General features: G+C 33.2%; 12 protein-coding genes and 1 pseudogene. 10 read left to right on the top strand and 3 right to left on the bottom strand.

The window, feature by feature from the left end:
• The coding region (locus tag Q0K80_RS08440) for a DNA-3-methyladenine glycosylase I (protein ID WP_294605386.1) at positions 1-215 on the top strand (215 nt) is incomplete at its 5' end.
• Between the two features lie 294 nt (positions 216-509).
• Here the strand turns inward: Q0K80_RS08440 and Q0K80_RS10395 are convergent.
• The 3 genes and pseudogenes from Q0K80_RS10395 to Q0K80_RS08430 form a co-directional block, all read right to left on the bottom strand.
• Positions 510-781, bottom strand: a pseudogene (locus Q0K80_RS10395) (DUF3021 domain-containing protein).
• 52 nt (positions 782-833) lie between these two features.
• Positions 834-989 (bottom strand): hypothetical protein, encoded by a 156-nt coding sequence (locus tag Q0K80_RS08435; RefSeq protein WP_294605384.1) that lies wholly within the window; start codon positions 987-989, stop codon positions 834-836.
• Between the two features lie 16 nt (positions 990-1,005).
• Positions 1,006-1,419, bottom strand: coding sequence for a LytTR family DNA-binding domain-containing protein (locus Q0K80_RS08430; RefSeq protein WP_294605383.1), 414 nt, complete (start codon positions 1,417-1,419; stop codon positions 1,006-1,008).
• Between the two features lie 240 nt (positions 1,420-1,659).
• Here Q0K80_RS08430 and Q0K80_RS08425 point away from each other — a divergent pair, with 240 nt between their 5' ends.
• From Q0K80_RS08425 to Q0K80_RS08385, 9 genes are all read left to right on the top strand, one after another.
• Positions 1,660-1,893, top strand: a complete 234-nt coding sequence (locus Q0K80_RS08425; protein WP_294605381.1) for a hypothetical protein — start codon at positions 1,660-1,662, stop codon at positions 1,891-1,893.
• Positions 1,894-2,275: 382 nt separating this feature from the next.
• Entirely contained in the window at positions 2,276-5,347 is a 3,072-nt protein-coding gene (locus tag Q0K80_RS08420) for a DEAD/DEAH box helicase family protein (RefSeq protein WP_294605379.1), read from the top strand.
• 5 nt (positions 5,348-5,352) lie between these two features.
• On the top strand, positions 5,353-7,572 hold the full coding sequence (locus Q0K80_RS08415) for an N-6 DNA methylase (protein WP_294605377.1): 2,220 nt from the start codon (positions 5,353-5,355) through the stop codon (positions 7,570-7,572).
• A gap of 354 nt (positions 7,573-7,926) precedes the next feature.
• On the top strand, positions 7,927-8,091 hold the full coding sequence (locus tag Q0K80_RS08410; RefSeq protein ID WP_294605375.1) for a hypothetical protein: 165 nt from the start codon (positions 7,927-7,929) through the stop codon (positions 8,089-8,091).
• Positions 8,092-8,525: 434 nt separating this feature from the next.
• Positions 8,526-9,311, top strand: coding sequence for a hypothetical protein (locus Q0K80_RS08405; protein ID WP_294605390.1), 786 nt, complete (start codon positions 8,526-8,528; stop codon positions 9,309-9,311).
• 295 nt (positions 9,312-9,606) lie between these two features.
• Positions 9,607-10,023, top strand: coding sequence for a hypothetical protein (locus Q0K80_RS08400; protein WP_294605374.1), 417 nt, complete (start codon positions 9,607-9,609; stop codon positions 10,021-10,023).
• A 20-nt stretch (positions 10,024-10,043) separates the two neighbouring features.
• Positions 10,044-10,931 carry an Mrr restriction system protein gene (locus tag Q0K80_RS08395; RefSeq protein ID WP_294605373.1) on the top strand — a complete coding sequence of 296 codons (888 nt, stop codon included), beginning with the start codon at positions 10,044-10,046 and terminating at the stop codon, positions 10,929-10,931.
• Positions 10,932-10,974: 43 nt separating this feature from the next.
• Complete coding sequence (locus Q0K80_RS08390) at positions 10,975-11,406, top strand: P-loop NTPase fold protein (RefSeq protein WP_294605371.1); 432 nt, start codon at positions 10,975-10,977, stop codon at positions 11,404-11,406.
• Positions 11,406-11,762 (top strand): P-loop NTPase fold protein, encoded by a 357-nt coding sequence (locus Q0K80_RS08385; RefSeq protein WP_365935520.1) that lies wholly within the window; start codon positions 11,406-11,408, stop codon positions 11,760-11,762. Before Q0K80_RS08390 ends, Q0K80_RS08385 begins: the two co-directional genes overlap by 1 nt.
• Positions 11,763-12,301: the final 539 nt, after the last annotated feature.

Genomic DNA, 12,301 nt, shown 5'->3' with positions numbered 1-12,301 from the left:
ATCTTTGGTCATTTGTAAACCAAAAGCCAATTATTAATTCATGGACAAGTACGGAACAGGTACCAGCAAGTACAGAATTATCTGACAAAATAAGTAAAGATTTAAAGAAACATGGTTTTAAATTTGTTGGCTCTACTACGGTTTATGCCTTCTTGCAATCGGTTGGGTTGGTCAATGATCATTTGGTTTCATGTGCTTTTAGGAATGCAGATTAGATACAATTAATTGCTGCTTTAAGTTAAAAATGCCTAGTTATGCAGTAGCTTGGCATTTTTTAGTAATTTAAAGCATATTGTTTTAGTCCATTTATTGCTTTATAGTTTAACATATATAGATATAAAAGCGATAAACTACAAAGAAAAGTGTTTGGGCAAATACGGACGTTTTGTCATAAATTTCTGTTCTTGTAAAAAGCACAATCAATCGCTGTCGGTTCTTGAAAGGGAGTAATTTAGACGTGAAAAAAGTTGAACATCCTAGTTAAGGGGTGCTCAACTTTTTATTTCCTCTTAATTCTTTTTATTCTTGATTTTTTGATTAATTTCTCTGATTTCTTTTGAAATCTGCCAGTAAGAGAAAGACCAAATGACCAAGTAGATTATAGCGAATTCTCCAGTGAAGACAAGCAGTGTAACCCAGTTATATGGTCCCAGCCTGCAAGAATAGCCAAAGGGGTAAAACCCATATAATTTACGATAAAGTTAACTACCGTTTTCTTCAGGTACGACCATTTTTTGATCGAAAAAATAAAGTTGCCAAAGCCGAAAACCATTCCTATCAATGCCCATAGTAAAACTGAATTCGTAAACGCGGTTAGATGACTGGAAAATTTGTTAACAAATGTTGGCGTTGAAGGATAATAATATAAGGGAAAAAAATGAATCTGGTTTTCCTAAATAATTGATAATTAATGAAATTATCAGCCCGATAAAAACGCCAATTGCGGCGAAACGAAATGCGTAAGATAAATATTTAACTGATTTTTTCATATGCCAAGCCTCTCTTTCAGATTTTTATATTACGTCTGAAGATTTGGATTCGATGATCATTAGTCAAGAATACATCAATCAGTCCGTTGTCAAGTAGCTCCAAATGGTCAATATAGTTATAATTAAAAATTGCACTGCGTGAAGCTTCAATGAAGTAGCTGGGTAAGTTGACCTTCAGGTTTGCCAAATGGTCATTATACGAAAACAGTTGGTTTTTGGTAAAAAGGTTCGTTTCCCTGCTGGCCACTTCTAATGAATAAATATCCTGATACTTGACCGGAATAATTTGGGATTCATAATGGCACCATAGAACATCATCGTTTGAGGTTATTACTTGTAAAAAGTCATTGATTTTGGGTATCATTTTTTTAATCCAAAGCTCACCGTGTTCTTCTTCCAAATTCGGATCCACATGACAATTAATTTTCATTTCTTTACCTCCTTTGAGTTTAAGTATAGTGGATAAAATTTTCTTTTTTACTTTTTATACGTGAAGTGGTCGAAAAATTGTCAAAAGTGGTTATTAGTTGGCAAATAAGGGTTAAAATCTGCTTAAAATTTATCTTTCTTTTAATCCATGATGGGTGGGCTGGCTTTATGGTGTGAAATCCTTGTTTAAGCGGTTGTATTGCTCTAACCATCCTTTGTTAATTTGGCATTTACAGAATATATGTTTGAGAATGCAGAATATTCTTCATGGTTTGATATTATAGACACGCCATTTCTTGGACTGGACGAAGTTGGTGATTCTCATTTACCTGAGCATCTAAAGACCAGGTTGTTAAGTTTTCTAATCTATCAAAAAGAGGGTCAGGTAATCTTAATTGAAAATAATACTGATATGTTCAGGGAGTCTTTAGATAAAAGAGAAGTGAATGTAATTGAATTTGAAAGTAATAGTTAAGGGACGGGTTTTGTTAGATTTTAACGAGTAAACATTGAAGTTACTGGTACTAGAATAATTTTTAGTATCAGTATTATAAAGTTTTGCGTACACCGAATTACATGTCTATTTAAATAATAAATACTGTATAATTAAATGATGAGACTATTTATGTGAGGAGTAAATATGTATTTTAGTTACAATAACTATGAAAATTATTAATAGATTGTGGGTTGAAAAAGAAGGATTTACGTGATAAAAGTGGTATCAGCTCTGCATCAATCACTAAATTAGGTGACAACGGCAATGTTATAACATACGTATAGCTTAAAATATGTGTAACTTAAAAAGAGACATTAGTCAAATTTTGGAAATTTTAAGATCTTAGATTTGGGGTAGAAACATGGTAAAAACGTATAATGAATTAAGTCGAGTTCAACTTCCTGCTGTATTGCATTTAGTTAAGCTGGGTTACGAATATTTTTCATATAAACAGAATAAACAAGATATTGATCCCGAAACTAATATATTTGTTCCAGAATTTCGAAAGCAGTTCTTGAAGCTAAATCCAGAAGTAACAGATTTTGATTTTGAAAAAGAACTTAAGGATATCAAGCTAGAATTAGGTTATAACGATCTTGGGCGCAGTTTCTTTAATAGGATACAAGGGACCAGTAATTCTAATTATAAGTTCATCGATTGGGAGAACTTCACTAGTAACTCTTTCAAGGTAGCAATTGAAGTTTCTTGCATAAATGCTGAAGAAGAATTTAGGCCTGATATTACAGTATTCATTAATGGGCTTCCGCTTAGCTATATTGAAGTAAAACAACCTAATGCAATTAGGGATAAAACAACAGGTATGAAATCCGAGTTTAACCGGATGACTGTTAGATTTAAGAATCCTAAATTCAGAAAGTTCCACAATATTACTCAACTAATCTGTTTTTCAGATAATATGCCTTATGCTGATGATGAAGGACAGCAATTACAGGGCTCATATTATGCTACTACAAGTTTAAATAAGGCTATCTTTAATTCTATGCATGAAGAAAGATATGGCGAATTAGTGGATAGAATAAGAGCTATTTCAGAACAAGAAGTGGATGAAGTATTAAAAGATGCAAATAAAATTGTCCTAAAAAACAGTTCTGAATTTAAGACAAATTGCCAAAATGAAACCTCAATGAATAAGTTCTTGACTTCAATGTATGACAAACAACGTTTACAATTTTTCTTGCGTTTTGGGATAACTTATGTTGATGCAAAGGACAAAAATGGTAACGAAGTGGTGCAAAAGCACATTATGAGATACCCGCAGTTCTTTGCTACTCGAGCAGTTGCCGACAAAATTAGAGAAGGAGTAAAGAAGGGTGTTATTTGGCATACACAAGGTTCAGGAAAAACTGCACTAGCTTTCTTTAATATTCGATATTTGCGATATCTTTTTCAGAGGAAAAATATTATCCCCAGATTTTATTTTGTTGTTGATAGATTAGATTTAGCAACTCAAGCAAGTAAAGCTTTTAAGGAACGTGGGTTGAAGGTTAAGCTGATGTATAGCAAGAAGCAACTTAATAAGCCTTTTTCTGAGGATATAGCTGTAGTTAATATTCAGAAAGTTAATAAAGATACTGATTTAACAAACAAATCTGGCTATGATCTGAATACTCAAAATATTTACTTCATTGATGAAGCTCATCGATCATACAATGAAAAGGGATCATATTTGCCTAACTTATATAATGCTGACAAAAAGGCTATAAAAATTGCTTTAACGGGAACTCCATTAATTAATTTTGATCACAAGGGCAAGAAGACTAGCAGAGCTACCACTAGGGAAATATTTGGAGATTATATTCATAAGTACTATTACAATCAATCTATCCAGGATGGTTATACTTTGCGCTTGATGCGAGAAGAAATAGAAACCAGCTATAAGCACAAATTGAAAGATATTTTAGATGGCTTATCTGACGATGTAGAAAAAGGAAGCTTGAATAAAGGACTTCTTTACTCTAACCCTAAATTTGTTTCTCCAATGTTGGATTATGTACTTGATGATTTTGTTAAATCGAGGGATATATTTGGAGACCAGACCATCGGTGCAATGATTGTTACTCAATCTAGTGAACAAGCTAGGGAAATGTATAAGGAATTCCAAGAAAGACGACAGTCTGGTAAAACAAAGTTAAGTGCATCACTCATCCTCTCTGATGAAGACGATAAAGAAACAAGAGGAGAAGAGGTGGAAGATTTTAAAAGGGGTAAAACTGATCTACTCATTGTTTACAATATGCTGTTAACAGGCTTTAATGCTCCAAGGCTAAAGAAATTATATCTTGGACGAATGATTAAAGCACACAACTTATTACAAACTTTAACACGTGTTAACCGACCATATAAAGATTTTCGTATGGGTTATATCGTTGATTTTGCTAATATTTCAAAAGAGTTTGACAAGACCAACCATGCATATTTTGAAGAGCTAAATAGTGAGTACAATTCTGACTTAACAGACGAAAAGGCTGAAAACATATATGGTTCACTCTTCGTACCAGCGCAGGAAATTGAAGATAGTCTAGACCAGGCAGAAATTATTATGTCACAGTATGATACGGATAATTTAGAGAACTTTAGCCAGCAGGTTAGTGAAACGCCAGAAAAGAAAGATCTGTTGGCGCTTAAAAATACTCTTGAAAAACTTAAAGAGTATTACAACATTAGTCGCCTTATGTCATATACAGATTTAACAGAAAAAATCAAGGCAGTGGAAGTTCCCGAACTGCTAAAAATTGTGTCTGATAGGCTAATGACCTTGAACCTTATTGCTAATGCCAAAGATGACTCTAGTGATCAGCTTTTGGAAATGGCCATGAATAAAATGGACTTTAGTTTTAAGAAAGTTGGAGAGGTTGAACTAAAGTTGGCAGCAAATGATTTTGTTGAAAAGCAAAGGCAAGCTGCTTCAGCTTTAGGTCATAATTGGGATCAAAAAGACCCAGAGTGGATTAGTCTTTATGAAGAATTTACTCGTGTTCTTGAAAAACAGCATATTGGTGAAATGACAACAGCAGATACTAAATTGAATACAACTGCTCTTAATCGAATAATAAAGAGAATTAACAATTTAAATGCTAAGAATAGATGTTTAGCAACTGCATTTAACGGCGATAAAAAGTTTGCGAGAACATACAAATATGTCATATACAAGCAAAAAGGAACAGCTCCTAATTCGGTGGCTGAGGAGCCTGGACTATATAAGGTTATGAAAAAGTCAAAAGAAAAAATTGATGATGAGGTTTCTAAAAACCAAAATATGGTTGTAAACAAGGCATACTTTAAAAATGAGGCTATACAATCTATTCGTCAAAGTAGTCGAGAAGAAAATACTAAGATACCCGTTCCAGAGATTAAAGAAGTTTCTGGCCTTCTGACTGAAGAATATGACAGGGAATACCAAGGAATTGATTAAAACAAATGAAAAGTATTGAATATAGTAATAGAGTAGAGCAATTAGTTGATGATTTGAAGGGCGTCTTTACCAGTGCCGGTCTAGGTGGTGAAGCTGGCGAATATAAGCTGCTTACTCAATCTTTCTTATACAAATTTATTAACGATAAGTTCTTATATGAAGCTCGGAAATTCAACTCTAAAAATGATTATCAAACTCTTATGAAAATGAGTGATGATGATTATGAGGGATTGCAAATGGACCTGGGCAATAAATCTGCAGTAATTAAACGTGAGGATCTAATTGAAACCTTGTTTAATCGGCAAAATGAAAATGATTTTAGTACCTTATTTGATGCTACATTGAATGACATTGCCATTGATAATAATGATATTTACTCCGTAGAGACAGCTGGAAATACTCAAGTACGGTTATTTGACAGCGACCTCATTCAGGAAAATGTCATCGACGGATCACAACGTAATATCGTCGCTCGATCAATTATTAATAAACTGTCAGAGACTAAATTTGATGAGCATATTTTTGATGCTGGCTTTGACTTTTTTTCAACTATCTTTGAATATATGATCAAGGACTACAACAAGGATGGTGGTGGAAAATACGCCGAATACTATACACCACATTCTGTTGCTAAAATTATTGCCAATATTTTAGTTGGAAATGATAAACCGGAAAACGTTCGAGTTTATGATCCAGCAGCAGGTTCCGGAACTTTATTGATGACTTTTGCAAGTAAAATTGGTACAGATAGAGCAACTGTTTATAGTCAAGATATTTCTCAAAAATCAACTAATCTGTTGCGTATGAATTTAATCCTAAATGGACTGAGTCATTCAATTCACAATATAGTCCAAGGAAACACAATTCTTCACAATAAGCACACAGAAAAAATGGATTACATTGTCTCTAATCCTCCATTCAATTTAGACTTCTCTCAATGGAGGGATGAGATCATGACGTTACCTGATAATAATTTAAGATTTTTTGCTGGAGTGCCTAATATTCCCAAAAAGAAAAAAAGTAGTATGTCTATTTATTTGCTTTTTATACAGCATATTTTGTATTCAATGAGTGATACTGGGCATGCCGCAATAGTTGTACCTAGTGGATTTTTAACAGATACAGGTTCTATTGAATCAGAGCTTCGAAAGAAAATAGTTGAAAATAAGTCTTTATTTGCAGTTATTCAAATGCCTACAAATGTTTTCGCAACAACTAACACAAGTGTTTCAGTGATTTTTATCGATAAAAGTAAAGAGCACGATAACGTTATGTTTGTAGACGCTTCAAAATTAGGAGATTTAGTAAAGGCTAAAGATAATACCAGGGTCGTTCTTTCTGATCAAGATCAACAGAAAATAGCTGATGCAATAAATAACAATAAAGAAGTACAAGAGTTTTCTACGTTTGTTTCTACACGTACAATTACTGATAATGATTATATGTTAAAACCAGGACTTTATTTCGAAATGCAGTATTCTATTTTGAAAAACTATCTTGTGGATCTAAATAGTGAAATTGAGAAGGCAAGGCAAAGAAAAAGAGGATTGCTTTGGAACATAAGAAATGAGCTTGAGCGTAATAAGTTAATTGAATGGTTTGTGAAATTTAATCCTGATATTGATGTTTTTTCAGGTGAAAAGAAATTTTCATCATATGGTGACATTCCTGCTGAACTTGAGCTCATATCCTTAGAACAACTATTAGATCAAACAATTGGAGGAGAATGGGGAAAAGCTAGTGAACAGGGCAACTATAAAAACAGAATAAAATGTATTAGGGGTACGGATATTCCTAACGTTTCAAGAGCATATTATGATAATGTACCTACCAGATATGTTTTGAATAAGCATATTAAAGAAAAAAGTGTGCGTGTTAATGACATAATAATTGAAATTTCAGGAGGCAGTCCGATTCAATCAACCGGGAGAATTTGTTTGATAACAGAAGAATTGCTAAAAGAGATGAAAGTACCTGTGTTATGTACCAACTTTTGTAGGATTTTAAGATTAAAGTCTCCAGAATTGGCATTATATGTATATAACTATCTTGTCATTTTATACGACCGTGGATACTTCTTTAACCTTGAAAATAACACCACAGGAATAAAGAACTTAATATTTAATTCTTTTGAAAAAAACGTTAAAGTGCCGATTCCCAATGCAGAAGTGATGCACAGGTTTAATGACAGTTTAGAGAAGGACTTCCAGAAAGTAATGATTTAACTAAAATAATCATTTTTAAATTAAAGTATGTTTAATTTGTTTTTTATCTAAAGAAAAGAAATAAATACAAAATTAGTTTTTAATTCTGCTTAACTATTCATTGTGAAAGTTAAATTAGATTTAAGTAAGTAGATATCAGTGATAGGCAATGATGGTGATCTATTTTGTGGTCTCAAAATTAGTGATCTTTTTGGAATAGTCGTTAATATGATTTAGAACGGCACATGTTGAATTAAGAATCTGAAATAGATAACTGAATTAATCAAAGAGTTGATTACTTCAAGGAGCACAAGAATAGGATCACCAGTTGGAATTGTAAAAATAGAATAAAATTCAAACAAATGGTAAAAAGATTTGCAGTTAGCTTTTATTGTTGATGAGTGCCATCGGGACGTTACGCCAGCACAAAAACGCGAACTGGATAATTTTTCAATCGTCAACCGTTATGGTATGGCTTCACTGGTACGCCCATTTTTGATGAAAATTCACGAACAGAAAATGGCAAGGATGCTAAAATAACGGAGTAGTTATACGGTCCGGTTTTACACACTTTCACCATTGAAGATGCGATTCATGATAAAAAAGTTCTAGGCTTTAAAATAGATAACCTAGGCGATAGCAACCAAAGTGATAACGACGATATTTATTTGACCGATGCTCATATGAAGGAAGTAGTTAAACGAGTTATGGACTTGGCATATCGTAAGCAGGGCCTGAGCAACGGACATCGTTATTCGGCGATTTTTTCAACCTCGTCAATTAAACAAGCGTAAAAATACTACCGCATTTTTCGTGACGCCATTAATACTGCGCTGACACTGTATGCCAAGGGTGGCACGGATGATGTTTTAGCTCCTGATTGGTTAACTTCCAAAAGGCGTTATCAAAGTGCTCGGAAAAAGTTAGGTAAGTATGTTGAAAATCCGGAATCAGCTGTCTAACTTGCTGCCCCTATTAAAGAAAAAAAGGAGTTTCTGAAGATTTTCCAGGGATACGATAAGGCACTTGCGGCTATTAAAACCTATGATGAACTGGACAACCAAGAGGATCTGCCGCCGGCTGAACAAATAGATATTAATGATATTTCTTCCACAACTCTTGATCAACTTGAGGGCATGTACAATAACATTATTGATGAACTAAAAGCGGATAATGGTGATGACGACGAGCCATTCGATATTAGCGTAGACGAAGACTATGAATTGGAATCTTTTCATACCAAAGAGGTTGATGAAGGCTATATTTTGGGTCTGATTAAAAATTATATTTCTGATGCTAATAATGAAATAAAACAACAAATTTCGGCACAAAATTCTGATAATCAAGCACAAGTCGACGATTATATTGATCAATATGCGAAGACTAATAAACCGCGTGCTGGCCATATTCGAAGCCTTTGGAATGACGTTCAACGTGAACCTCAAAAATATTCTGCTCAAAAAGTTGAAGAAATCTTGCAACAAGAAATCGATCAAGAGAGTCAGCAAATTTTGCAAGACTTTGCGAAAAACTATGGCTTAAATTATAGTAATCTCCAATATGTTGTTAAGAACTATGATCCTGATGTTAAAAATACGAAGGGGATGGGTGATTTAACGAGTAAGAAGTTTTTTGAACAATATAAAGAAGAACACCCTAATAGTGGCTTAACTAACTGGCTTAAATGGAAATCCGAGGTTCGTGAGCAGGTGAAGGCCGTCTACACCACCAAGATTAAGCCATTAGAAACAGAAAATTAAATAATTAATAAGTGAAGTAGCTCATACTGGTAAAAATAGTATGAGCTTTTTTCTATCCATTTTCCGTTTTCTGTGAATTCATTGCCCTTATTGAGTACATGCAATTTCTAATATATAATTTATCTTTAGATACGGTTATGAATTAAAAGTACGGCTTTGGGAGTATATACATGCAAAAGATCAACCAATTACGACTAGATTGTGCAATCAAGCAAAAAAGGGTCTTCATATTATTTTAGCTTCTGTTTTAATCTGGTTGGCAATCACCTGTGTTCACCTAACAACGTGGCCGATTTTGACTAAAAACTTATTCACGTTTGTTTGTGCAGCTTTTTTGCTGCCAACTTCCTTTATAATTTCAAAAATAATTAAAGTGGATTTTCAAAACCAAGCAAATCCATTAACTAATTTAGGAATTATCTTTTCAGTCAATCAGGTGCTTTACCTTTTAATTGCAATGTGGATCTATCCAACAATTCCTGACAAAATGCTAATGGTTATCACCATTATTTTTGGTGCACATCTATTGCCTTATGGTTGGCTATATCGATCGCAAGCTTATTTTGTTTTTTCATGTGTAGTTCCCGTTTTAGCTTTAATAGTTGGACTCAATTTTGATCCGTCCACTTTAGCAGGAGCAATGATCGTAGTAGAAGGATTATTTTGCTTGGCTTTAGTATGGGAAAACAAAAAACTAAGAAACAAAAGATAGTTAAAAGTGGGGCTTTTATTTTGGCAAATAAAAATATTACAAATCAAAATTTAGCAATGAAAGAAGTTTTAATTGCGATGCATAAACTTGGCGGTCAAGTAACCAGAAAAGATATTCGTAATGAAATTCGTGCTAGCTCTAAAGTCATTTCCGAAGCCGAAGTTGATAAAACACGAGTATCTAAGAAAACTGGTGAAAGATATCATCCTTTTGATTACACAATGAACTTTGCCGTTAAATATTTGATTTTAGCTGGTTTTATTAATACGAGTGACAATCGAATACTTGAACTGTCTGAAAAAGGGCGCAAGATTAACTTGGACACTTTTGATGCTGAAAAAGATGTTCGGCCATTTTTAGAAGACAACAATTCAACTGAATTAAAGGCCAAAAATTTAGATGAAGTTGCTGCAAGTAATATTTCAACTGATGAAGAAACAGAAGAGGACCAGTGGAGAGAAGACTTGCTTGATGCCTTGATGAAAATGAATCCTAAAAAGTTTGAACTATTTTGTCGCGGCCTTTTAACCAAAATGGGTATTGATGTTGATGATCAAATTGGGGTTAGTTATGTTGCTGATGGTGGGTTAGATGGCTTTGGCTATGTTCGCTCTGATGATTACCGAACGACCAGAGTAGCCTTGCAGGCCAAGCGCTGGCATAGTAAAGTTTCTTCACCAGAAATTGATAAATTTCGAGGAGCCATGGATAAATACAATGCGGAATTTGGAATATTTATTACTAATTCCGATTTTAGCCGTGATGCTGTCAAGGCCGCTCGTCAAGGAACACGGATTATTACCCTGATTAATGGTGATGAAATCTGTGATTTAGTTGCCAAGTATAATTATTATGTTGAACCGGTAACTACTTACCGCTTGAAGGACTTTTATAAGGATAAAGATTGAGAAAAATATAAGTTGTAGACATCAGAGAAAGGGTTAAGACGATTTGAAAAAAATTGATTTGAAGCCAACACATGAAAATATTATAGAATCAATAAAAAATGATACAACTGGAAGAAATAATTATATTAATAATTTTGTAAAAATGTTAAATACACAATCGGATTCATGGTCAATAGCAATTGATGGGAAATGGGGGACAGGAAAAACTTTTTTTGTAAAGCAGTGTAAATTAGTTATAGATTATCTGAATGACGGACAAATTAAAAATAGTGAAAAAGAAGAAATTTTGAGAACGATTGAACGAGGAAAAAGAGGATGCCTTAATGAGATAGAATATAAAACGGCTTATTTTGATGCTTGGAAAAATGATAGCGAATTAGATCCGATTGTGGCTTTGTCCAAGAGTATTGCTTCTGTCAGCTATAATATGAGTTCTACTATAGAAAAAAGGCAAGGGAAGCTAGGAAAAAACTAATTAAGATTGCGATAAAAGAAATAGCAAAGATAGACATTAAAGATATATCGGATCTTTTTAATAAGAAAGAAGATCCTGAAGAGGAATTCAACGCGGCGTTGTCATCATTAATACCTGATAATGAGCGTTTAGTTATTTTTATTGATGAATTGGATAGATGTCGTCCTACTTATGCAGTGAAATTACATGAAAGAGTTCAGCACTTTTTTGATAATGAAAAAATAACTTTTGTATTTTCGGTAAATTTACTCGAATTAAGAAATACAATAAAAAAATTCTATGGTGCAAATTTTGACGGTGACAGATACTTAGATAGATTTTTTGATGTTATCATTCCAATACCTGATCCTGATTAAAAATCTTACTATCAAAAGTTAGATAGCTCGCCAGCTGAAATCGATAGTATGTTAAATAAATTTTGTCTCAATGTAGCAAGAGAGTTTAACTTTAGTTTAAGAGAACTGAATCACTTTCTTAGTCGAACATATACAGCAGTTTATAATGTCATTTTTTCTAGAAACTTCAATCAGAATTTATGGCCTACTGACAGAAATTGTAAAGTTTTGTTAAGTACATGTGTAATTCCTTATTTGATAGCTTTAAAAATGTCTGACAGTAAGTCATTTAATAGTTTATTAATGGAAAAGATGGTGAGAATTTTATTACTTTTTTAGGAAAAAACCGAGAATTTAATCGAATAATTAGCGCTCCAGATTCTTCAGAAGCAAAAATAGCTGCGAAAAAATTTATGAAGGGATTTTTATTCAAAATAGTAATAATGAGGTAATAAACATATCAAAAAAACTATATATTGAGCAGCTTAATAATTGGCGAAATTTCATTTTTGAAACAATCAGTTTAGTTTCTAAATATTCCAATTATCAAGATAGTTATT

It is taken from the genome of uncultured Lactobacillus sp., from assembly GCF_945290125.1.
Classification (GTDB): Bacteria; Bacillota; Bacilli; order Lactobacillales; family Lactobacillaceae; genus Lactobacillus; species Lactobacillus rizhaonensis.
Note: the sequence above shows the minus strand (reverse complement) of the source record. Positions and strands in the feature narration are given on the sequence as shown.